This window comes from Acaryochloris marina S15, from assembly GCF_018336915.1.
Lineage (GTDB): Bacteria > Cyanobacteriota > Cyanobacteriia > Thermosynechococcales > Thermosynechococcaceae > Acaryochloris > Acaryochloris marina_A.
The window spans coordinates 3,487,188-3,511,233 of the sequence record NZ_CP064923.1 but is presented as its reverse complement, the minus strand read 5'-3'; the positions used below and the strand labels follow the sequence as shown (position 1 = coordinate 3,511,233).

General features: G+C 48.7%; 20 protein-coding genes. 14 read left to right on the top strand and 6 right to left on the bottom strand.

Annotated elements, in window-relative coordinates:
- The first annotated feature begins 59 nt into the window (after positions 1-59).
- Together I1H34_RS16235 and I1H34_RS16230 are read left to right on the top strand one after the other, a co-directional pair.
- Entirely contained in the window at positions 60-1,025 is a 966-nt protein-coding gene (locus I1H34_RS16235; RefSeq protein ID WP_212662066.1) for a homocysteine S-methyltransferase family protein, read from the top strand.
- A gap of 93 nt (positions 1,026-1,118) precedes the next feature.
- Entirely contained in the window at positions 1,119-1,544 is a 426-nt protein-coding gene (locus I1H34_RS16230) for a hypothetical protein (protein WP_212662065.1), read from the top strand.
- Here the strand turns inward: I1H34_RS16230 and leuD are convergent.
- Positions 1,526-2,116: a 3-isopropylmalate dehydratase small subunit gene (gene leuD, locus I1H34_RS16225; protein ID WP_212662064.1), complete on the bottom strand. Its 591-nt coding sequence runs from the start codon at positions 2,114-2,116 to the stop codon at positions 1,526-1,528. The genes I1H34_RS16230 and leuD overlap by 19 nt on opposite strands.
- 724 nt (positions 2,117-2,840) lie before the next feature.
- Here leuD and I1H34_RS16220 point away from each other — a divergent pair.
- The 7 genes from I1H34_RS16220 (at position 2,841) to I1H34_RS16190 (ending at position 12,757) form a co-directional block, all read left to right on the top strand.
- The gene (locus I1H34_RS16220; RefSeq protein WP_010474433.1) at positions 2,841-3,233 is read left to right on the top strand and encodes a late competence development ComFB family protein; all 393 of its coding nucleotides are present in this window, start codon (positions 2,841-2,843) and stop codon (positions 3,231-3,233) included.
- A gap of 640 nt (positions 3,234-3,873) precedes the next feature.
- On the top strand, positions 3,874-5,103 hold the full coding sequence (locus tag I1H34_RS16215; protein WP_212662063.1) for a response regulator: 1,230 nt from the start codon (positions 3,874-3,876) through the stop codon (positions 5,101-5,103).
- Positions 5,104-5,207: 104 nt separating this feature from the next.
- Positions 5,208-5,564, top strand: a complete 357-nt coding sequence (locus I1H34_RS16210) for a response regulator transcription factor (RefSeq protein WP_212662062.1) — start codon at positions 5,208-5,210, stop codon at positions 5,562-5,564.
- 3 nt (positions 5,565-5,567) lie between these two features.
- The gene (locus I1H34_RS16205) at positions 5,568-6,062 is read left to right on the top strand and encodes a chemotaxis protein CheW (RefSeq protein ID WP_212662061.1); all 495 of its coding nucleotides are present in this window, start codon (positions 5,568-5,570) and stop codon (positions 6,060-6,062) included.
- Positions 6,063-6,242: 180 nt separating this feature from the next.
- Positions 6,243-8,636, top strand: a complete 2,394-nt coding sequence (locus tag I1H34_RS16200) for a methyl-accepting chemotaxis protein (RefSeq protein WP_212662060.1) — start codon at positions 6,243-6,245, stop codon at positions 8,634-8,636.
- Between the two features lie 148 nt (positions 8,637-8,784).
- The gene (locus tag I1H34_RS16195; protein WP_212662059.1) at positions 8,785-12,216 is read left to right on the top strand and encodes a hybrid sensor histidine kinase/response regulator; all 3,432 of its coding nucleotides are present in this window, start codon (positions 8,785-8,787) and stop codon (positions 12,214-12,216) included.
- 19 nt (positions 12,217-12,235) lie between these two features.
- Entirely contained in the window at positions 12,236-12,757 is a 522-nt protein-coding gene (locus tag I1H34_RS16190) for a chemotaxis protein CheW (RefSeq protein WP_212662058.1), read from the top strand.
- 279 nt (positions 12,758-13,036) lie between these two features.
- On the opposite strand, the gene I1H34_RS16185 is transcribed toward I1H34_RS16190, so the two are convergent.
- The 4 genes from I1H34_RS16185 to I1H34_RS16170 all read right to left on the bottom strand — a co-directional run bounded on the left by I1H34_RS16185 (position 13,037) and on the right by I1H34_RS16170 (position 15,757).
- Complete coding sequence (locus I1H34_RS16185) at positions 13,037-13,435, bottom strand: DUF2996 domain-containing protein (protein WP_212662057.1); 399 nt, start codon at positions 13,433-13,435, stop codon at positions 13,037-13,039.
- A 12-nt stretch (positions 13,436-13,447) separates the two neighbouring features.
- Complete coding sequence (locus I1H34_RS16180) at positions 13,448-13,723, bottom strand: MoaD/ThiS family protein (protein ID WP_212662056.1); 276 nt, start codon at positions 13,721-13,723, stop codon at positions 13,448-13,450.
- Between the two features lie 43 nt (positions 13,724-13,766).
- Positions 13,767-15,065 (bottom strand): threonine synthase, encoded by a 1,299-nt coding sequence (gene thrC, locus I1H34_RS16175; protein WP_212662055.1) that lies wholly within the window; start codon positions 15,063-15,065, stop codon positions 13,767-13,769.
- 125 nt (positions 15,066-15,190) lie between these two features.
- Positions 15,191-15,757, bottom strand: coding sequence for a hypothetical protein (locus tag I1H34_RS16170; protein WP_212662054.1), 567 nt, complete (start codon positions 15,755-15,757; stop codon positions 15,191-15,193).
- Positions 15,758-16,031: 274 nt separating this feature from the next.
- Between I1H34_RS16170 and I1H34_RS16165 the strand changes: the two genes are divergently transcribed.
- Both I1H34_RS16165 and I1H34_RS16160 read left to right on the top strand, forming a co-directional pair.
- The gene (locus I1H34_RS16165; RefSeq protein WP_212662053.1) at positions 16,032-19,379 is read left to right on the top strand and encodes a lamin tail domain-containing protein; all 3,348 of its coding nucleotides are present in this window, start codon (positions 16,032-16,034) and stop codon (positions 19,377-19,379) included.
- Positions 19,380-19,487: 108 nt separating this feature from the next.
- Positions 19,488-20,945 (top strand): carotenoid oxygenase family protein, encoded by a 1,458-nt coding sequence (locus I1H34_RS16160; protein ID WP_212662052.1) that lies wholly within the window; start codon positions 19,488-19,490, stop codon positions 20,943-20,945.
- A gap of 18 nt (positions 20,946-20,963) precedes the next feature.
- Here I1H34_RS16160 and smpB read toward each other — a convergent pair whose 3' ends face one another.
- Positions 20,964-21,428 carry an SsrA-binding protein SmpB gene (gene smpB, locus I1H34_RS16155; RefSeq protein WP_212662051.1) on the bottom strand — a complete coding sequence of 155 codons (465 nt, stop codon included), beginning with the start codon at positions 21,426-21,428 and terminating at the stop codon, positions 20,964-20,966.
- A gap of 151 nt (positions 21,429-21,579) precedes the next feature.
- Here smpB and I1H34_RS16150 point away from each other — a divergent pair, with 151 nt between their 5' ends.
- From I1H34_RS16150 to rimP, 3 genes are all read left to right on the top strand, one after another.
- On the top strand, positions 21,580-21,891 hold the full coding sequence (locus I1H34_RS16150) for a thioredoxin family protein (protein WP_212662050.1): 312 nt from the start codon (positions 21,580-21,582) through the stop codon (positions 21,889-21,891).
- 40 nt (positions 21,892-21,931) lie between these two features.
- Positions 21,932-23,416: a hypothetical protein gene (locus tag I1H34_RS16145; protein ID WP_212662049.1), complete on the top strand. Its 1,485-nt coding sequence runs from the start codon at positions 21,932-21,934 to the stop codon at positions 23,414-23,416.
- Positions 23,417-23,566: 150 nt separating this feature from the next.
- Entirely contained in the window at positions 23,567-24,031 is a 465-nt protein-coding gene (gene rimP / locus I1H34_RS16140) for a ribosome maturation factor RimP (protein WP_212662048.1), read from the top strand.
- The last annotated feature ends 15 nt before the right edge of the window (positions 24,032-24,046 follow it).

Sequence of the window (24,046 nt, the reverse complement as noted above, 5' to 3'; positions counted from 1 at the left end):
TTCCGTCTGTTGAAATCCCACACCCTGAAAGGTATATGCATCTGACAGGGGAGCAGCCCATGCCTCAATATCGACAAAATTTACCCCAATTATCGAGCGACGTTTTTTTGACGGACGGGGGGCTAGAAACCACCCTAATCTTTCATCAAGGCATCGATTTACCTAATTTTGCTGCCTTCGATTTATTAAAAGATAATCCAGGGTATCAAGCTCTCTACGAGTACTTTCAAACCTATGCTCAGCTCGCTCAGACCTATGAAGTGGGCCTGATTCTAGAAAGTGCAACGTGGAGAGCCAATCCAGACTGGGGCACCAAGCTTGGGTATGATGCAGCCGAGTTAGCCGCCATGAATCGGAATGCGATCGCACTTCTGCATACCATTCGCCAACAATACGAAACCGAAACCAGCCGCATGGTGATTAGTGGCTGTATCGGCCCTCGGGGAGACGGGTATCAGGTCGATACCGCCATGACTCCAGCCGAAGCTCAGGTATACCATCTCCCTCAAATTGAAGCCTTTCGGGATGCCGAAGCCGATATGGTCAGTGCCGTCACCATGACCTATGCCGAAGAAGCCATTGGCATTACGAGAGCAGCCCACTTAGTCGGTATGCCTGTGGTTATCTCCTTCACCGTGGAAACTGACGGCAAATTACCGACGGGGCAAGTATTGAAAGATGCGATCGCACAAGTCGATGCCGCCACGGGCAATGGACCTATTTATTACATGATCAACTGTGCTCATCCATCCCATTTCGATCATATATTTGCAACCAACGAACCTTGGCTGACCCGCATTCATGGACTTCGGGCCAATGCATCCACCAAAAGCCATGCCGAATTGGATGAAGCGGTAGAACTCGATGATGGTAACCCCCAGGAACTGGGTCAGCAATATTTAAATTTAAGTGATGCCTTACCTAACCTGAATGTCTTAGGGGGATGTTGCGGGACCGACCATCGACATATTGAAGCGATTTGCAAAGCCTGTCTACAGCCTCGTCCTACCGCCAAGTCATATTAAGCCGAGACCTTATTATTGTGCTTGAAATCCCCACGACAGGGAAAATCTTGATGTGGTAATCATAGAGGTGAGCTATTTCATTAACCTCAAGACATGAGTACAGATCCTTCCCTTCCTCAACTCCCCTACCTTCTCCGCTATAAAAGAGAGGTCGCCATTGTCTTTATGTTATTGGGCGGGCTTAATATCGGTTTGGGAGTTTGGCTCTTGCTCTTAGGCAAGTTTTACTTCCCTCTGATCTTGGGATGCCTAATTGGCTATATTAGCTTTGGCTATTTCACCAAACCCATGGCTACGATCCATCATGACCAAGTTGCTTTGTATAACATGTTGGGAAAAAAGGTCAGATCCTATTCCATCAGCACCTTGAGTGATCTACAGCTCCAGGGGCGGCAATTGTATGTTCAACAAGGAGACGCCCTAAAAAAAGTGAGACTGTCTCCTTGGATTATTCACACCAAAGACTGGCAAACGCTGGAGACCGTTCTGCGATCGCAGCCTCAACTCCAGGCTAAATAAGGTAACCGTTCTGTTGTTTTCTCGATCTTTTTGACCTGGCCTAACAATTGCCCACAGGCATCCCAGGTGCCAGATAGCATCATTTGCCGAGGGCCTTCGCCCATACTAATGGCATGGGAGACATCCCCCCAGGTCAGAGTCAGTGGGTCTAGGTCAATCTGCACCATCGTTTCGGGATGCTGAGTCAGATGGGATTGTAGTTGTTGCACCACATCGGCAGCAGCCGTAACGCAAGGAATGCCAATCGCCACACAATTTCCAAAGAAGATTTCGGCAAAACTTTCCCCGACAATCGCCTTAATCCCCCATTTTGCAATCGCTTGGGGGGCATGTTCCCTGGATGAACCGCAACCAAAGTTGCCATTAACGACTAATACGCTGGCCCCTTGGAATTGTGGTAAATCAAATGGATGCTGTCCACCCGTTTGCTGGCGATCATCCGCAAAGACCTGTTGTCCCAGACTGTCAAAGGTCACGCATCGCAAAAACCGGGCAGGAATAATCCGATCCGTATCAATATCGTTGCCAGTCAAGGGAATGCCAGTGCCACTATGGGAATGAATTTGGCTCATGATTTCGCTAAACAGATGAGGTTGGTCTTTATTCTGACATCATTTCTACCGATGACGAGAAAGAAATCAACGAGTAAACCTGGGAGGAGCCTGTCTCCTTCCGCTTTATTCTCGAGAACCAATACACCAGAAAAAGTTATCTATGTCAGCCTTGATCATCAAATATTGACAATATAGGAATGACCAATTAGTGATTTAGCCATACCTATATTGAGTCAATACCTAAGATCGGAACAGCCAGTAGATCTTCAAGTTTTTAGAGCAGAGAAGGACTAAGCCCCACCGTTATCCGTTCCATCAATTGAGAGAGCCCCCTAAATAAATAGTTGATGTAGCAACTGCATAAGAACATGCAGTTCATTAATGAGCTAAATTCTGCTAAGCAATTGATGCAGACGGCATATTCTTTCGCGAGCAAATCTTTCTCGGCCACTGCAGAGACCTGGCGACATGAATCTTTTAATCTCAATATTTCAACCGTATTTATAAGTATGAATCTATTCTTGGGTTAAGGAAATGTAGGCAGAGCATGAACTTTCTTAGATTAAATTTATACTTTTAGGGGAAAATACGTATAAAACTAAATTAGTAGCCGATCAATATAGAAGCATGTGCCTCTGGGCAAAGTCATGATTAACCGAGAATATTCGGAGGCTGTCCCATACTAAATTTGAAAAAATATGGGGAACACTAGTTTTATGAGGCAGGGACACTAGCTAAACACATGTTAAAAGCATTTTACAAAGCTCAGGTCTATAAGAACGTGATGGAAGAGCTGGTCGAAGAAGAAATCGACCGGCAAACCCGCAACTTTAAACCTGAAACCGCCAAAGCTTTAAACCGCATTGACGTCGTATCCTATGCCCTCAATCGATTGCCACCCCTTTATGCTTCTAGTCAAGAAGGGGTCTATCGGCAAAAGCAGCGAGGGCAACAACAATTTGGGCAACGCCTACGGGCTGCCGTCCATCAATCCTTAAAAGTGGTTGCTCAGCAGCCCACGCGGGTGACGACTCCCCTTCTTCCTCAAGAGGAAGTCGAAGCAGAAATGCATATTGCCAGGATGGCCCTAGAGGAATTGGCTGACTCCATGACGGATCTAGAGTTGGACGGTTAAGTCTGTTTAGCCTCTCTATCCGCTTGAATTGTGGTCACTGTTAAGTCGGACGACAGTTGGGTCAGTTTTTATGGCTCAGCCCAATCGTCGGATTACCCTACGCAAGAGATAAAAAGCAGGAAAGCAATTCTTGCAAAGACCCATGGCAAAATTGTCATGGGTCTTTTGAATTAGCCTATACTTTGCAATCACAAAAAAATATTTCTAGTTGATTTCACGGTGATCCGTTAAGACCCATACGGGGAACTATAAAGAGTAACGATCTTTAGTAAGACCGTTAACCTAAGTGGAAAAATACAGTTTGTAGAGCATATAGCAGGGATGACCTGAAGTCAGACAAAGGATAGAAACAGTTACAGATAATGTGACCCATAGAGAGCCAACAGAAGAGTACTATAGATTCTCTACTTGCTCTGAAATAAGGACTTTCTGAACATTCAGGTTGAGACATCTTCAACCATGAACAGAAATAACCGATTATTACTTAATGTGTCATATCCATATTTTCGTTAACGTAGATTTCTACACTTTTCTAAGTATTCTCTCAACTGAATGACTCCCACTGACTACCTATTTTCCTCTGTGTCATAAATGCAGAGTTCACCAAATCGTTGTGTGTTGAGAAGGAAGAACAATACCCATGGCAGCAACTATGAGTGGCAAAATCTCAAACAAGTTGAACGTAGCAGACTTGCTCAGCCAGCATGCTAATGCCAAAAAAGATGGTTGCTTAGTCGTTTCTAACGGCGCTATCAATTGGTTTTTTTATCTTGAAGAAAGCCAGTTAGTTTATGCGACCTACTCGGCTGACCCCCTGGACCTGTTAGATAACCATTTGCGACGGCTCAGTCGTCAGGTTCCTTCCCTCAACAGCGAAGTACGGACTCAAGTCAGAATCAACTTTAACGGCGACTCCTCCGAGCAGATTTGCCCTGATTATCAAGCCATTTCTTGGTTAGTAAGAACCAACCAGCTAAAGCCTGCCGAAGCTGCAACCTTGGTAGAAGGCATTGTCGTCGAGATTCTAGAGTCCTATTTGTTGGTCTCTGAAGGAACCTATAAGTTTTTACCTAAGTCGGCTCACCTTCCTGTTTATACCAAGCAGACCATCCCCCCCTTACTGCAAAAATGTCAGAAACGTTTGAATGCCTGGCAAGCTTTAGGGCCAATGGTTTGGTCCCCCCATCAGCGGCTCTATTTTTCAGAGCAGAGTCCTGGAGCAGCAAAATTATCTCCGAGTAAAGTTCAACAGTTACAGAAAATTCTGCGAGGATTTAGCTTTCGCCACCTTGGGGTGCTACTCAACCTCGATGAACTCCAACTGGCCCAAAACCTCAACTCTTTGATTGTGGACAAAGTAATCTTATTGCAAGATCCACAACCCCCCTTTAATCAGTTACCTCGATTGGCCATCGGGGCGGTTGGCAATGCCCCTCAGTCTAGTGGCGCACAGTCCAATAGTGATGCTGCATTAGGAAATATTGGCACCAGCGAGATTGGCCAGAAGAGCTACACCATTGCCTGTGTGGATGATAGCCCCGCCATTCTCAATACCATTAATCGATATCTGCAAGATCAAAACGTTTCTGTTGTGATGATCAGCGATCCAGTGAAAGCCTTAATCCAAATTATGCGGGCTAAGCCGGATTTGATTTTGTTAGATGTCGGCATGCCTTGGGTGGATGGTTACGAGCTTTGTCGCCTGATCCGCAAGAATTCTCAATTCAAGAAAATTCCGGTGGTGATGGTAACAGGAAACACAGGGTTAATTGACCGGGCCAAAGCCAAAGTTGCTGGGGCCACGGACTATTTAACCAAACCGTTTACCCAAGCGGATCTTCAAAAAATGGTCTTTCGCCACCTGACCTAAAAAATACACCTAGGGGTATTTTTTATAAAAAGGGGCACTCTGAAGACATCAGATGAGGCCACAGTTTACAAGCTTAACTTTATTTGTTTTAGGAGCAACAACAAATGAAAACAATTTTAGTAGTGGATGATGGTCCAGCGGAACTAGAGCTAATTTGTAGTTATTTACGAGAAGCTGGCTATGCCGTTATCAGCACAACCGATGCGAAGGATGCCTTAGCCAAAGCAGAATCTCAGAAGCCCGATCTTGTGGTGACGGATGTAGTGATGCCCGGCATGAGTGGCTTTGAACTCTGTCGCAGTTTGAAGAAGAATGAGGCGACTCAGCAATTACCCGTGGTGATTTGTACCTCTAAGAATCAAGACTTAGACAAGCTCTGGGGTAAAAAGCAAGGGGCAGACGCTTATGTAACCAAGCCCTTCACCCGCGAAGATTTGCTCCAAGCTGTTCGGTCTGTTTAAGTCATGACACTGCCCACCCTAGACCTTCAATCATCGCCGTCACAGGAAGGATTAGGTGATCCTTACCTAAAGTTGCGGTTGAGTGAGAGTGTGCCCGTCGCACTCCCCATGGAGGCAGCACGTGAAGTCATTGTGGTGCCTGTTGAGCAAGTTTCGCCTATTCCCAATATGCCTACCTGTGTCCTGGGTCTGTTGAACCAGCGAAGTCGGGTGTTTTGGGTGGTGGACCTGTCCATCATGCTGGGCTATACCGGCTTAATGGCCAACGCTAGACAATTCAACGTTGCCATTCTCCAAGTGGGAAAGGTTCCCCTCGGCTTAGCTGTTCCAACTGTACATGGTGTAACGCGGTTCGCCACAGATACGGTTCAGTCTCCCATTGGTACCGTTGCCCCTAATATTGCGCCCTATTTGCGGGGGTGTTTGCCAGAAGAAAAAGAAATTCTATTGGTTCTGGACCCTGACGCAATTGTTAACTCATCCGTACTACAGCGTTAATACCACCAGGGGGAAAGGTTTTGAAGTATTGAAAAATCCTTCGGTCAAAACTAACTAAAACGGGGTGATCTTCCAAGATCTCCCCCTGGAGAAAGCACTACAGCAATTTTATTTCTTAGGCTCATTGAGCCTTGAATCTTCTATACAACATTATCCGTATTCAGAGAGGCACGATTCCCCATGCACATGAAAGATGTAGATGAGACAGCCACCAATAATGGCCATGGTGACAAAAATATTGTCCCCCTCGATCTAGAGCAGATGACCTCTGGCTTAAACGAGGCGTACCCGCAAGAGGCTGACTCTAAGGCCGTTGCAGAAATCTCGAAAAGCCCTGCACCTATTGCTACCTCTGCACCAGCAGCGGCCGCGAAGCCCCTGTCCCAGCGATTTGGACTCAAAACTAAGGCCACGGCATTGGCGGTTGCCCTGGGGGTTATCCCCGTAGCGGTGATTGGACTCGTTGCCAACTTTATTGCCAACGACTCGGTTTCGAACAAGATTATTGAGAACAAAAAAAGTCTGACCACCCAGATCTCGGCTAAGGTTGCCTCCTACATGCGGGAGAGATATGGTGACATCCAGATTATGTCTGGTTTGGATGTTCTCGTCGATCCGGCCCTGCGCAAATCTACTTCTAGGGAAGCGAAACAAGCATCCCTAGACAAGTTTATTAAGGCTTACACCATCTACAACAGTGTTGCTTTCTTCGACTTGAAGGGAAACGTCATGGCCCAATCATCGGGCAAGGCCCTGGATAATCACAGCGACCGGAGTTATTTCCAAGCCGCCGTAAAATCTGGACAACCCATTATTTCTCAGCCCCTATTGTCTCAATCTTCTGGGGTAATCTCGGTGTACACCGCTAATGTGGTGCTTGATCGAACCTCTGGCAAACCCATTGGTGTGGTCCGGGCCAGAATGCCAGTAACCTTCCTGGAAGATTTGCTCAAGGGCATTGAAGGCCATGAAAATGGCTATCTGGTGGATCAAAACGGCAACCTGTTTGCAGGATCGAATGAAGCCAAAGCAGCCATTCTGGCAGCCAATAAAACCGGAAAGCCCTTAACTGGCAATGAGAAATTCTCCTGGTTTAAGGATGTCAAGACCTCAGAGATTCAAACCCTCGATAAAGATGGCAAGTTAGAGACCATTGTGCCGTTCGACACCTTAAACAGTTCTGACGACCCGTTCTTGGCAAACTTACCCGATTTGGGCTGGAAAGTCATTCTGGAAACAGATAAGGATGTGGCCTTCCAATCGGTGGCTCAGTTGCAGTTGGCCCTGATTCTAGGTACCCTCGCAGCCGCGGTGGTGGTGGGTGCCCTGGCGGTCGTTATCTCCGAACGGGCTACTCGACCGATTATTGAGTCTGCTGAAGCGGTGAACGCAATTGGTCTAGGAGACTTGGAGACTCGGGTAAATATCTCTGGAGAGGATGAGCTTGCTCAACTGGGGGGCAACATCAACACCATGGCGGAACAACTTCAAACCCTGTTGTTGGAGCAAGAATATACCTCTCAACAAGAATTAAAACGACAGCAAGAAGCTGCCGAAACCCAGCGAAAACAGAATGAAGCGTTGCAGTCGGACTTGCTGACCCTATTGACCGACGTTGAAGCGGCCTCTGATGGAGACTTAACTGTCCGAGCCAACGTGGACGCCAGCGAAATCGGAATTGTGGGTGACTTCTTTAACTCCATTATTGAGAACTTGAGAGATATTGTGGCCCAGGTGCAAGTTGCCTCTGCCCAGGTGAACGATTCAGTGTCAACCAATAGCTCGTCTATTGTGACGTTGGCGGATGAGGCGTCAGCCCAGGCCGAGCAAGTGGAACAGTCCCTCCAATTCGTGGAAGATTTGACCCAAGCTGCCCAAGAAGTTGCGGATAACGCTCAACAGGCTGCCGAAATCGCCAAGACAGCCTCTGAAACAGCGGTGAATGGTGGAAACACTATGGATCTCACAGTGGCGAGTATTGACCAGCTCCGCGAAACCGTTGCGGAAACGGCTAAGAAAGTGAAACGATTGGGTGAATCTTCTCAGCAGATTTCTAAAGCGGTTTCTTTGATTAACCAAATTGCCTTGCAGACCAACTTGCTGGCCATTAACGCCAGTATTGAGGCGGCTCGAGCTGGTGAAGAAGGTCGGGGTTTTGCGGTGGTTGCGGAAGAAGTGGGTGCGCTAGCGTCTCAGTCTGCAACAGCAACGAAGGAAATTGAGCAAATTGTGGAGAACATTCAGCTAGAAACTGCTGAGGTGGTCAACGCGATGGAAGTGGGTACAACCCAGGTGGTTGAAGGAACACGCATGGTCCAAGATACCAAGCAAAGCCTTGGCCAAATTGTGTCAGTGTCCCAACAGATTTCGGACTTGGTGCAAACGATTTCTGGTTCTACCGCATCCCAGACGGCGAAAGCCCAGATGCTGTCTAAGCTGGTTCAAAACGTGGCGAAAGTGTCTGAGAATACCTCTGATTCTTCGCGCCAAGTGGCCGAATCACTACAAGAAACGGTGGAAATTGCCAAGCAGCTCCAAACTTCTGTGAGTACCTTCAAAATTGGCGAAGCCTAACTAGAAGTCCGATGGGTCAAAGCTAGATAGGCTGACCTCATTCAGCTTTGACCCGCCCTTTTCATACAACGCCCTACAAGATTGACTCAATCTTGATATCGGGCGCAGGCTGATTGCCGAGTTAATAATTGGTACTGAGAGATAAACCATGTCCCACGATAGTGAACAGGAAGTTCGCCTTCAGTTTCTGGAAGAAGCCTTTGAGCATTGTCACCAAATTGAATCGGGCCTTCTGGGAATAGGCACCAGCGGTGTTGATCGACAACAAATGGATGGCGTTCTGCGAGCTGCCCACTCCGTTAAGGGGGGAGCCGCCTTGATGGGCTTCCATAACCTGAGTCAGTTGGCCCACCGTCTGGAGGACTTTTTCAAAGTCCTTAAAATCGGTAAAGTCGAGGTGAATGGCGAAGCCGAAAGCCTGTTGCTAACGGGCATGGATTTCATGCGTCAGGTTGCAACCCTTAATCAACAGGGGGATGACGTTGACGAGCAGTGGCTCGAAACCCAAGCCAACCCGGTTATGGAACAACTCCATGATTTACTGGGTGACCCGCAGCCAGAGGACGAAGCGTCACTCCTCTCTTCTGAGGTGGGGGAAGACATGAGCTTTGTGCTTTTTGAGTCAGAAGTAGAAGAATGCCTGACTCGGTTAGAAGAGCAAATGGCCAGTCAAGATGTAAGTATCATCGTCGCTGAATTTGATTCCACCCTGGAGGAATTAGGTGGATTAGGAGAAATGCTTGATATACCTGCATTTCACGGTTTATGTCAGTCAACATTGCAATATCTGAAGTCTTCAACTGATCCAGATCAGCAGATCAAAATTGCTGAAGTGGGTTTGCAAGAACTTCGGCGATCGCAAGCTATGGTCCTAGTGGGCCAAAAAGATGCGATTCCTGACGCTCTGGATGTTAGCTCTCTGGGAGAGATTGCAGGTGCCATCGGACAACCTGCTGATGTTTCAGCGGATCTGACACCGGAAGACGCTGATCCATTTGCAGGCATGGAGTTTTCTCTAGAACCCCTCGATTTGGGAATAGCCGATCCAGCTGAAGCCGACTTGCTTGCAGGGGCTGAGCTAGAATTTGAACCTCAAGAATTAGACGCGACTGTAGCCGAGCCAGACTTATTTGCAGGGGCTGAGTTAGAATTTGACCCCCAAGAGTTGGAAGTAGCCGCCGCAGAATCCGACCTATTTGCAGGGGCGGACCTAACCCTAGAACCCCAAGATTTAGAAGCAGTTGCCCCCTCAGAAGCCGCTTCTTCTGTAGAGATACCGGCGCTAGAAGAACCACAGCTCGCTCCCGCCGCAGACTTGGATGCTTTTGCCGATGTGGATTTGGCAGGTATTGCTGAAGAAATTGAATCCTTCGTCCCCGAAGAAACGGCTGCGCCTGCCCTTGAGGTGGAGAGTTCTACAACTCAGCCAGAAATAGCAGAAGAGGTAGAGTGGTCTGACTCATTTGCTGCAGAAGCGGTAGACCTGATTAGTTCCTTTGACGCGACTCCTGATCAGTCGGTCAGTCCCCCTGTAGAAGCGCCGAAAGTTGCTGAACGCAAACCGGCTCGGAAGCGTGCTTCGACCCGGACGGTTGCCAAACCGATGGCGGCTGCAGCAGCGGCACCAGAGGCTGCAGATACGACGATTCGAGTTCCGGTTAGTAAGCTCAATCAGCTCAATGAGTTATTTGGAGAGCTGATTATTGAACGAAATGGTTTGCAAATGCAGTTGAAGCAGTTGCGGGATCTAACCGAGCTGTTGCGAGACCGGGTTCACACCCTTGATAAGTCGAATGCTCAGTTGCGTGCCGCCTACGACAAAATTTCAGTGCAGGAAGTGTCTGCCCAGGCTTTGCCAGCGATGGCTGTTCCTGTTGGAGTGGGCAGCCCGACCAATGGTTCGACACCGCCAGCAAGCTATAGTAACCCGCATCTCGATAGTGATTTTGATTTGCTAGAGATGGACCGCTACAGCGAAATGCACTTGCTATCCCAAGAATTGATGGAAGCTGCGGTACAAATTCAGGAGGTTACTGGGGATATTAATACCAGTTTGGGGGATGCGGAACAAACCACCCGAGGACTCACTCGAACCTCAAAACTGATTCAGACCAACATGACGCAAGTAAGAATGCGTCCGGTCTCGGAATTGCTCAGCCGATTCCCCCGAGTATTGCGGGATTTGAGTTTACGCTTTGGTAAGCAAGTTGAGCTGAAGATTATCGGGGGGACGACCCTGGTCGACCGCTCAATTCTAGAATCCTTGAATGATCCGCTGATTCACTTAATCCGCAACTCCTTTGATCATGGGATCGAAAAGCCGGAAGCGCGGGTTGCTGCCGGTAAACCCCCGAAGGGGGTGATCGAAATTCGGGCAATGTATCGAGGTAACCAAACTCAAATTACGATCAAGGATGATGGGGACGGTATTAACCTCGATAAAATTAAAAATCGAGCCATGGAAATGGGGCTGGACGCGGAGGATCTTCGCAATGCCAGCACCAGTGATTTACTCGATTTGATTTTTGAACCTGGATTTAGCACGGCATCTGCAGTGACCGATTTGTCTGGCCGAGGTGTCGGCATGGATGTGGTCCGCACCAATCTCCAAAAAATTAGAGGCACAATTGCCGTTGAAACGGAAGCCGGGGTAGGAACGACCTTTACCATTTCTGTGCCTTTCACCTTATCGGTCATTCGGGTATTGCTCGTAGAAGTTGCCAATATGATGTTGGCCTTCCCCACCGATATCATTGAAGAAATGATGCTACTGAATTCTGAAGATGTTTTAGATAGTGCAGGGGCCGAAGTCCTGAACTGGGATGGGGAAATGGTGCCGTTGGTTCGCCTCAGTCAGTGGTTGAAACTGCCCCGAATCGCGAAATTGCCGGATACAGAAGAGTCTCCTAGTATCAATGCTCCTACGGTGTTGATGGTGGCTGATGGCAATGAGTTAGTGGGCTTGAAGGTCGATCGCTATTGGAGTGAACAGGAAGTTACCATTCGTCAGGCGGAAGGGAATATTGCTATGCCGGAAGGCTTTGCGGGCTGTACGATTTTGGGGGATGGTCGGGTTATTCCCCTGATCGATGCTCTCAGTCTGCTCAACTGGATGAATGATCGCAATAATGATTTCTCCAGTGGTTCTAGTGGTTTGGCAGGTGCTTTATCTGGCTCCGACACTCCACTTTTAGATACCGCTACTGAGCAGCCTTTGGTAATGGTGGTGGATGACTCCGTTAATGTTCGCCGATTCCTTGCCCTAACGCTAGAAAAGGCAGGATACCGGGTTGAGCAGGCTAAGGATGGCCAACATGCTCTGGAAAAACTCGATTCAGGTCTGCCGATTCAGGCCGTGGTGTGTGATATTGAGATGCCTCGGATGGATGGCTACGGCTTCTTGGCCCATGTGAAGGCTAAGGCTGACTTTAAGTCGATTCCTGTGGCAATGCTGACGTCCCGAAGTGGGGATAAGCATCGTAAGTTAGCAATGACTCTGGGCGCTTCTGCCTATTTCTCCAAACCCTTTAGAGAGAAAGAGCTTCTGCAAACCCTTGAGCAGTTTACCCAAGCAAAATGATTTTGAGTGATTGAATGCTATGGCTATTTTTTCATCGGTGCGATCGCAGCGGGGTGCCAATCGCAAAACCGAAGCAACTGAACAGCTTATTGCCTTCCAACTCCGGGGAGAATGGTTTGCGTTACCAGTGAAGGCGGTACAAAAAGTCATTCCCTTAGGGCAGCTGCATGGTGATCCATATCAAACGGGCATTAGCCTCATCCTTCACCAAGGTCAAGAAATTACGGTTGTGGATGTTGGACATCGAATTTTTAATGAGACGGCTCAACCCCTGGTAGAGGATAAGCAAGGTGCTGTACCTTTACCTGAAGAGGAGCTTCAACGATGTTTAGTTCTGGTTAAAACTGAAGCAGGCGATGTTGTGGGCGTCCCTATCGATTCCCAGCCGACCATTCGTCGAGCTGGAAAATCCCAGTTTGCCTCCTTGCCTGAGGCTTATCTTGATCGGGGCAATATCCACTGTGTCAGCTCCATGATTGTTGATGATGGAGGGGTTGATCCTTTGTTCTTACTGGATCCTGAACAGCTTGGCTCGATCTAAAGTCATCGGCTTAATTGCCATCGATCTAGGATTATTACAGAGATGCCTGTATGAGTCATTCGTGACTCATACAGGCATGTCCCTTTTTATGGGGTGATTGTTTGGAGGGAAGTATAGGTCGCCTCTTATTCCCTACTCCCTGATAATTCCTTGATTTCCGAATTTAAAAATAAGTGCCTTGGGGCCGTGACAGATACTGCTGTAAGGCGATACCAACCGCCAGGGAGGTCCTTAAGCATTAAGGTCCCTTAGGTTTAGGAATAGGGTTGAAAAAGAGGTTTAATTCCCACCTAACCACTTCTGGGCATTTAGCCGCTGGACTACTCCAAAGACGAGCAACTCTAGAGTGATTTTCCGCTCGTCGCAGAGAAAGGGCTCAATTGTACTGGGGTTGCTGCCTGTATTAGACCAGGAAAAGGCCCGCTGCTTTTTGATATCGCCTTCGGGGAAATACACCGTAAACTGGCGGGTGCCATTTAGCCATTCACCCGTGATGTTGTTGTCTGCAAAGTTTAGCTGCAAATCACTAATACTTTTAGCAGCCAAGGCTTTCTCAAGGGCTGGAAGATAGTCTTGCTGGACAAACTCTGCAAAGGGCTTATCTTCGAGCTTAGGCTTCTTTTCTTTCGGTTTTGCTGCTGGGGCAGCCTCGGCTGCTTTCTTTTCTGCTTCTGCCATAGGTTTGTTGGTTTACCCCCCTGCGATCGCAGGAATGATACTAACTTCATCACCGTCTTTGAGGGCCGTTTGTTGTCCCTCTAAAAAACGGATATCTTCATTATTTACATAAAAGTTGACGAAACGGCGCAATTCGCCTTTCTCATCACAAAGACGTGCTTTAATTCCTGGACAACTTTGTTCCAAGGATTCTAGTAATTCGCCAATGCTGCTGCCGTCACATTCGACGGTCGCCTGATTTTTCGTCAGCTTTTGTAAGGGCGTAGGAATAAGGACAGTAACGGACATAGGATTCAACTGCAATAGAGAAACAAATGAAACGACTAACAGCCTATACAAGCACAGGTTGCCAGTCCAACCGATCCAATGTGCGGGAGCGCTCTAGGGCTCGCTCAAAACTTCCGAGTTTAGGCTCAATCTCAAAGGGCTGACCGATGCAACCTTGGACCGCTTCTTGGGTCTTGAGGCCGTTGCCCGTGATGTAGACCACAGTTTTTTCTTCTGGGTCAATTTTACCGGCTTCGACGAGCTTCTTAAGGACAGCGACGGTAGTGCCGCCAGCTGTTTCTGTAAAGATGCCTTCTGTTTCAGCCAACAACTTCATGCCTTCAACTATCTCAGCATCGGTAACCGATTCAATCGTGCCATTGGTTTTCTTGGCAATATCGATGGCATAAACCCCGTCGGCAGGATTACCAATGGCAATGGATTTGGCAATTGTATTGGGTTTCACCGGATTGATGAAGTCGCGGCCTTCCCGATAGGCTTGGGCAATGGGAGAGCAGCCTTCGGCCTGGGCACCGCTAAACCGCACGGCTTTTTCATCGACTAAACCGAGATCGATAAATTCGCGGAAACCCTTATAAATCTTGGTAAACAGAGAGCCCGAAGCGAGGGGCGCAACAATATGATCAGGAAGTTCCCAACCCAGTTGCTCAGCCACTTCATATCCGAGGGTTTTGGAGCCTTCAGAATAATAGGGACGCAGATTGATGTTGACGAAGCCCCAACCGTGAGTGTTGGCGACCTCTGAACAGAGGCGATTGACCTGATCGTAGTTGCCTTGAACAGCCATTACCGTTGGACCGTAGATGAGGGTACCCATGACCTTACCCGCTTCCAAGTCCGCTGGAATGAACACGCAGCAATCGAGGCCCGCCCGAGTTGCGATGGCAGCTGTTGAATTTGCCAAGTTACCAGTACTGGCACAGGACACGGTCGAGAAACCCAACTCTTGTGCCCGAGTCAACGCTACCGATACCACCCGATCCTTAAAGCTCAGGGTGGGCATATTGACGGCGTCGTTCTTGATATATAGATTCTTGAGCCCCAATTGCCGAGCTAACCGATGGGACTTCACTAAAGGGGTCATGCCCGTTCCCACATCAATCGGGGTATCTGTCTCAACGGGCAAGAAGGAGCGATACCGCCAAATGGAGTTGGGACCGGCTTCAATACTTTCACGAGTAATCGGCTGGCTAAGGCGGCTGAAGTCATAGCTTACTTCTAGGGGGCCAAAGCAGAGTTCACAAACGTGGGTTGCTTGCAGTTCGTACTCGGCTCCGCATTCTTTACACTTCAGTGCTTTCAGAGCAGAGCTGCGAGATTGATTGGTAAGGGTTTGAGTCATGGGTTTAGCAATTTCGATAGGAATACGTCAACAACGCATCTGTTCAATTCGCTAGATGCTAACACGGGCATAAAATACCGTCAAATATACCCGACTAAAATAGTCGGGTATTGCAAAGGCGGCTTTTATTCTTCGATTGCAGGAATATCTAAACAAACCCCAAACATCTCCGTTAGGGACTCTTGGGCTTCTTCTTTTTGGTCGGCGGGCATCTCGTCCTTCACTTCATTGAGCATAATTTCGTAGAGTTCGAGTAGTGGGTGAGCATAGTCCTGCTGCTGCTCCACGGTTAAATGGGGCTTTAGCAATGTGAATAATGTCAGCGCTTCTAAAACCCAGTTGGAAACCTTTTGCTGTAGCTTTTCAGGATCTTCTTCTTCCTCAAGTTTTTCCATCTCCGCATAGAGAAAGTCCAATAACCCGCCAGTTAGCCTTTCTCGATCTTGAGGACGATAATCTTGTAGGTATTGTGTAAGCCAGGTTTGAAAGGTCTGATCTTTTTCTTGGATTTCTGCTTCAGAGAGTTCAGCTCCAGACTCAGAAGACCCACTAATTTCTTTTAACTTTTGCTCCCAAGCTTGGCAGAACGTTTGAAAATGCTCTTCGAACTGCCGTTCGCCTTTAATCAAAATGAAGGAGTTCTGACCGTAGGTGTCTCCTAAAATTTGCTTGCGGCGCTTTGATTCTCCCATATTGACCTGACCTTAGCGATTGTCCAACTCATCATAAATGGGACAAATGTCAGGCTTTGGTATCTAAGGAAAAATCAAGATAATTCTCAACATCCCAAACGAATCAATGCCTCGAAATAAAAAAATCAAGATCTAGCGGGATCGGGGAAATACCTACCAGGAATGATATTCAAAACGATTCCTCAAAAAGTGTATTGCATTGGAATTTTTTTGCGATCGCAAAGTGATACAAGTATTAGAGTTTCCCATTTATGGATGGCTGAGGAGAAAAATCATGGGTCGCTGGATAGTATTACTCGCCAATCGTGCTCCCTTCGCTGCACTTCTCATGGCATGCACATTTTTAGCAGATGCCGCTTTAGCTCGCACTTCTGCCACCCATACAGCGACCCCAACATCACCGAGCATCTACTCCCCCATCCCCTCAATTCAGAACGCAGAAACATCTGTCTTCCAAATTGCAGAGACCAAGATGTGTAATGGCAGCTCAATCGTAGAGCTGTCTTTTCGTAATCCTAAAAAAGAAAACAATCAACCCAACCTATCCATCGGCTCCATCTACCGATTTACCCAGGTTGCTCCTGGTATTGATGCATTGGTCACGGTGGACAAGTTCAACAATGGTGCAACCTTAGGGGCAATTGATAATGCCAGCACAGGGTCCGCAGATGCTCTGCAGCCTACTCTCAATGCTTCCAAGCAAAAAGGGGATTCGAGTGTAGACCTGATTATCAGTTTTGTAGAAACAGGATCGAACACACCTACCACCATCAAAGCTTTCAATGCTTCCGGTGTAGACATAGATGGAGATAGTAAAGACTTAAGGGAGTACATCGAGCTAGAGGGATTCTCTAGCTATACCCTCGAGAATCCCACGACCCTAAAGCCAACTATTACCCCTCCATCTGGTCGCTTTGAATCCAATACAGTCAAGACGCAACCGGGTATCAGCACAGATGCAACGCAAACTTTAATAACTGCTTCTTATGAGAATGTCAGTAGTTTCCGCTATCGAATCGGTGCACTAAAACCCAAGGGAAGTAAAAGTGGTCGCCTCAACTCTTTGTCATTTAGTTGTCTTCCCTTTCAAGAGCCAGAAACTGAGCCTGCTCCGCCACCCACCCCAGAACCAGAGCCTACGCCTGCTCCCGAACCGACTCCAACTCCAGAACCAGAGCCCACTCCTGCTCCAGAGCCAGAGGGGGGAGCAGAAAACCCTGAGCCTACACCTACTCCAGAATCCGAACCCGCTCCTGAAGCTGAGCCAACGCCTGAACCCACTCCCGAACCCGAACCCGCTCCTGAACCTACTCCAGAACCCGAGTCAGAACCAATTTCCGACCCAACACCTGAACCGGAGGGTAGCCCAGGAACACCCGATTCAGCGCCAGAAGCTACCCCTGAGCCAGAGCCAACCCCCGAGCCAGAGGGCGGTGCAGAAACACCTGAGCCTGAACCCACTCCAGAACCAGCACCTGAAGCTGAGCCAGCCCCAGACTCTACTCCAGAGCCAGTTCCCGACCCAACCCCTTATCCTGCCCCCGAACCCACTCCTACTCCTGAACCAGAGGGTGGAGCAGAAACACCTGAGCCAGCTTCCGAACCTACACCAGACCCAGAACCATCGTCCGAAGCAGGTGATCCACCTCAGCTATCGCCCCTGTCTGGGAAAATCGTTATCAATGAGGTGCTTTACAAACAAACGATTGGCAGAGCCAATGCTGAGAATAACGATGAGTTTATTGAGCTATTCAATCCATCAGATGAAGCAGTTGATATTGGCGGATTGCAATTAATAGATGGCAATATTCTGGATGGCGATATAGATGGCAATACCGGAAGTATTACAGGCAATACCAGCCCCTACGTTTTTCCCGCTAATACCATCCTCCAACCAGGGGAATATGCGGTTGTTTGGATTGGCAGTGAGAAAGATGCTCAAGGTAATCCTATATCCGCCCATCAGGCCCCAGATGCAGCTTTTCAAGCCTGGTTAGGGCAACGTCCAAAACTCAATAACACCGGGGATGATGTCTGGTTATACGATGGCCAAAACCAGATTATTGACTACATTGCCTACGGTAAAAATACAAGCAGCAGTACAGCGATTAATACCCCACCCCCTGCATCATTAGGGCTGTGGGATGATGCTGCCCAAACAACATTAGGGGGGGCTGATAATGGGCAATCCATTAGTCTGACTGCGAATGGGCAAGATTCCAACAACAGTGCCTGCTGGGAACCCACAACGAGTGGTGATGCCAGCACCCGCTGCTTGGGCTATCTAGAAACGATTGATACAGATCCTACAGGCAGCAGGATTACCAGTGTTGCAGGCAATAACAATGGTTCAGATGAGCCTACTCCAGAACCTGAGCCAGAACCAGAGCCGACTCCGACACCAACTCCAGAACCAGAGCCGACTCCGACACCAACTCCCGAACCTGAGCCGACTCCCGAACCAACGCCAGAACCAGAACCAGAACCAGCTCCAGAACCAACTCCAGAGCCAGAGCCAGAGCCAACTCCAGAGCCAGAGCCAGAGCCAACCCCAGCTCCTGAGCCAGAGCCAGTTCCTGAACCAGCACCTGAGCCAACCCCAGAACCAACTCCGACACCTACTCCAGAGCCAGCTCCCGAACCAACGCCAGAACCAACTCCAGAACCAGCTCCAGAGCCGACTCCAGAGCCAACTCCCGAACCAGCTCCAGAACCTACTCCAGAGCCAGAGCCGACTCCAGAACCAACACCTGAGCCAGAGCCGACTCCAGAACCAGAACCGATACCAACACCAGCACCTGAGCCAACCCCAGAACCGACTCCGGAACCTGGTCCTACACCAACCCCTGAGCCAGAACCTACTCCAGAACCAGCACCTGAAGCTGAGCCAACCCCAGAACCAACTCCGACACCTACTCCAGAGCCAGTTCCCGAACCAGAACCGATACCAACACCAGAACCGACTCCGGAACCTGGTCCTATGCCAACCCCTGAGCCAGAACCTACTCCAGAACCCACACCTGGATCTGTGCCATTTCCTGCGCCAAGCCCCATACCGGCTCCAGCCCCAACACCAGCCCCAACACCAGCCCCAATACCGGCTCCAGCCCCAGAACCTGCCCCTGCACCAACCCCCAGTCCAGCCCCAACCCCAGCTCCAGCACCAGAGTCAGTTCCTGGAGCCGTGCCATTTCCCGTGCCAAGCCCCACACCTGGTTCTATACCAGGTCCAACACCTCAACCCACACCCAGCCCAGAACCAATACCAGGAGCAACTCCTGCACCTCAACCTAGTGCAGAGCCACCGAGTGGATCGACGTCCCAACCATTCCCAATTCCTGTGCCCTTACCGTCACCTTCTCCCCAACCTGGTAATGTGCCAGATAATCTACCTGATCCTTCTCCAGGCAAAGTTCCTGGATCGGGGACTCCTCAAACTCCTGATCCGATAGAACAAATAAGTCCAAGTGAGACCACTCGTCCCAGTGACCCTGGTGAACAATCCCCTACACCCTCTGAGCAATCGCCTCCTCCAGTGGAGCGACCTGCACCTCAACAAAAAATTGATGCGCCCTCGCGCGATGAACCTGAATCTCCACCTCCCGTGCGAGCGCTCTGGTAGGTCGTCAAACCTTTTAGTTTGAATATCACAGCCCTCGGTAATAGAGGGCTTCTTTGTCGATTGAGGTAAAGTTAGCTCATCCATTGTTTCAGGGATAATGAGGTGGCCATGCAGACTCAAGATCGTGATGCAGCACGGAACCGCTTTTCTGAAGGCAAGCCATTGTGGGCCCGTGCGATCGCAACCCCCGCTACGGAATTTGGTCCCACTCCCCTGCCGCTGTTATCGGGTCAAATTCCAGAAGGTTTTCAAGGCACCTTATATCGCAATGGCCCTGGGCGTTTGTCCCGTCAGGGCCAAACCGTTGATCACTGGTTTGACGGAGACGGCGGCATTTTGGCCGTCCGCTTTGATGCTGGAGGGGCAACAGCTAGTTACCGCTATGTCCAAACCCAGGAACTTCAAGCAGAAGAAGCGAAAGATCAATTTCTCTATTCAGGCTATGGGCAAATGGCCCCTGGTCCGGTTTGGAAACGGTGGGGCGTTCCCCCCAAAAATGTAGCCAATACCTCGGTTTTGGCATTACCTGACAAATTGCTCGCCCTTTGGGAAGGGGGAAATCCCCATGCCCTTGATCCCGTTACCCTAGAAACCCAAGGATTGGATGCTCTTTCAGGCTTAACCCCTAAGCTCACTTACTCTGCTCATCCCAAACGAGATCCACAAACGGGCAACATCTATAACTTTGGCGTTATCTTTGGTCCCAAAACCTATATTCAGCTCTACTGCAGCCATGCCTCTGGTGCCATTGATCGGCAAGCCTCTATTCCCTTGCCAGGGCTGTCTCTAGTTCATGATTTTGTTCTGGCTGGGCGTTATCTAGTATTTGTTGTACCGCCGTTACGCTTGCAGATGTTGCCCATCATGTTGGCAACGAAAAGTTTAAGTGATGCCTTACAGTGGCAGCCCCAAGAGGGAACGCAGATCATTGTGATCGATCGAGATACCTTTCAGGAGGTGACCCGCTTTGAAACTCATCCTTGGTTCCAATGGCACTTTGGCAATGGTTATGAAGATGCTGCTGGCAATATTGTCCTGGACTATATTCGCTATCCTGATTTTCAAACCAATCAGTGGCTGAAAGAAGTGGTCACAGGCTATCCGCAAACCCCTGCTTCCGGGGAACTGTGGCAGCTACATATTAATCCTCAGACCGGCCAAGTCTTGCAGAACGAGCAGCGGTTTAATTTTGGTTGTGAATTTCCTATCGTTTCCCCCCTGGAAACTGGACAGAAGACCACCGCCATTTATTTGAATCATCATTCTCACAGTCCACGACCTGTGGAGGAAATGTTTGATAGCATCGCTCGCATTGATGGTAAAAACGCTGCGGTGAGGAGTATGGCTTTTCCTTCAGGCTGTTACCCCATGGAAGCCATTTATGCACCTGATCCGTCCAATGCCTATGAAGGGTGGCTATTAACCGTTGTTTTTGATGGCAACCAGGATCAAAGTACCGTGCAAATTTTTACAGCGAACCAGTTAGATTTGGGTCCTATTGCTGTTTTAGGCTTGCCCGAGATTATCCCCTTTGGGTTTCATGGCACTTGGCAAGCTGCGATGTAAGCTTATCTGTGCTCAACTCTACTGAACACTCCGCTTTAAAGCCCGTTCCATATCTCGCTTATCCTGACGTTGCTTGATTGATTCCCGCTTGTCGTGGAGTTTCTTACCCTGTGCTAAGCCGATCGTCACTTTGATCCAGCCCCGCTGGAGATAAAGTTTCAATGGCACCAAGGTCAGTCCTTTTTGTTCGGTTTTGCCAATCAGCTTACGAATTTCTTGGCGATGCATTAGGAGTTTGCGAGTACGCCGAGGATCGTGGTTAAAAAACTGGCCAGCATTGCTATGGGGTGAGACATGCACATTGAGTAGGAATGCTTCCTCATTACGGATTTGGGCAAATCCGTCCCGTAAATTGACTTTCCCAGCTCGGATTGCTTTGACTTCAGTTCCGGTTAGGGCAAGGCCTGCCTCAAACACCTCTAGGATTTCGTATTGAAATCGGGCTTGGCGATTATCACTAATAATTTTGAAAGACTCACTCATACCTTCTAATGTACTCTGCCAAATTCTATTTCGTTGATTAGTCTTCCGTGCCATCCAAGATTGTGATGGACCTATCGATGGATTTGAGGGATTCACTCAGACTGATAGCATGGACAATAACGCACACTGGGCTAGTTAAGGTAAGTGAAAAATGGGTAGAGCCGTCATCAAGTTCTCTTCTGAAGACTGTGGGATTTGCCACAAAATGTCCTTCTATGATCAGAAGGTCACAGAGGAGCTGGGCTTAGAATTTATTGATGTCAAAATGCAGGACACCGCTACTTACCGCAAATATCGCAAAATCCTTCTGACTCAATACCCCGATAAATCAGAGATGGGTTGGCCGACCTATATTATTTGTGACTCTCCTGATGCAGAGTTCTCGGTTTTGGGCGAAGTCAAAGGCGGGCATCCCAAAGGTGAGTTTAGAAGCCGACTCCAAGCAGTCTTAGGAGCTGCGTAAAGTCCGCTTATCATCCTGATGTTCTACTTTATCTTCTGGTATGCCCTCGTCCCCCGTTAGTCGCAACAACACGAAGCAATATAAGAGACGACGAACTCGACGTAATCCTTGGTTATTGGGCTTAGATCGACTGATGGCCCTAGCTGCCCTAGCGAATTTAAGCTTAGTGCTCTTCAACATCACCTACATCCCGCTTCGAGATTTTTATTTAAGTCGACTGCCTCAAATCACAGAACTCTATGACCCCATTAAAGGGATCGTGGCCAATCGGGATACTCAGAAATATCTGGAAACGGTGGATCAAGTTGAGCAACAGCTGGCGAAGTCGGGGACGGAAGGAGCTGAACTCCAAAAGTTATTGGAGCAGCTGAGAGGGCAGAGTGCAGAAATGGTGGATGAGAATCCATTTGAGCTTGCCAACAAAACCGGGACTCTAGAGAAAATCAAGAACCGGATGCGAGAGCAACTGGATAATGAGTCGGCCAAGGGCTCCTTTCGGGAGTTTTGGAGTGTCGATTACCTGAAGAAGAATTTATGGACGCGGGAGCTCGAATTTTTTAATAAAGATATTCGACCGCTGATCGCCTCTAACTACTATCGTCCCTTTGGAGAAAGCGGCGATTTTGTTGACTTCTTTGTCATTATTGATTTGCCCTTTGTTCTCCTGTTTGGATTGGACTATTTGGTCCGAACCTTCTACCTGAGTCGCCGCCGCCAGGGGACCAGTTGGAAAGATACGATTTTTTGGCGCTGGTATGATCTGCTCTTTTTTATACCGATTTGGCGAATTCTGCGCATTTTGCCAATCACATTGCGACTGCATCAGGTGGGCTGGATTAATCTCAGCCGGATGCAGACTCAAATTAATCGGTTCTTAGCCGAAAGTCTGGCGGGAGACATGACGGAAATCGTCCTGGTTCAGTCCGTTGGCATTGCTCAGGATGCTATTGAGCAAGGGGTGATTGAACAATGGTTACTGAATCCTGAAACTGACACCGTTGAGATTAACGAAGTAAACGAGTTGGAGGAGCTGATTCTCCAGGCCGTCAAGATCACCATTTATAAAGTGCTGCCCCAGCTCACCCCCGATTTAGAAAATGTGATCCGCCATGCCATTGTGGAGGCCTTGAGCGATATTCCTTTTTATCGACAAGCCCAGCAACTGCCCGGGATGATGACGCTTCCCAATGTGATTGCCGAACAAGTGTCGAAACAACTTACCCAAACCTCCCAGTCCACTCTGACGAAGGTCTTAAACGATCAGAAGGGCAAAGATATTTTCGATCAGCTAGGAGAACATTTCACGGATGCCTTACGGGGTGAGCTTCAAAATCAAGAAACCCTAGATGAAATTCAGTCCCTACTTACAGACTTTTTGGAAGAAACTAAACTCACGATTTTGCAACGCCTAGAGTCTAAAGATGGAGAGGGAGCCGCTGCAGAGGTTGAACATTTGCGCCAAGTCACCCGTGATTCGGGTCAGTTACCTGCTGTTCAGGTGATTCCAGGCTCTTCTCGCTCTTAGTCTGTCTATTCATCTCTTGCCAATTAATCCAAACTGCGTCGGGCTGCGCTACACTAGGACCTTGGTGGGCGTCTGCCCACGGCTCATGCTTTTGGTTTGAGCTTTCAAGGTGGGTGTTAACCCACTTTTTTTATTGTCAGGGTTATCTCCATGACACATCCATTAATCCCTAAAGTGATCGACCTGGCTGCCCCTGTTGCAGCCCAATTTAATCTGGAAGTGGTGGGCGCTGTGTTTCAGACCAACCAAAATCCGCCTGTGTTGCGGGTTGATATTCGCAATTGTGATGCAGATACTGGTTTGGAAGATTGCGAGAAAATGAGTCGCGCCTTGGAAACGGTCTTGGATGAGGATGATGTTTTTCCAGATGCCTATGTGCTAGAGATTTCTAGCCCAGGGCTGTCGACACTACTGACTTGCGATCGCGACTTCGTTTCCTTCAGAGGTTTTCCCGTACTCATTCAAACCCATCAGCCCTATCGAGGCCATCACCAATGGATGGGTAACCTCACGGGTCGAGATGAGAAATTTGTCCGGCTCAATCAAAAAGGTCGCCCCATCAAGATTCCCCGGGAAGAAATTCTTCAGGTGCAGCTCCACGACTCTCCTGAATAACTCCCTAGATATTTA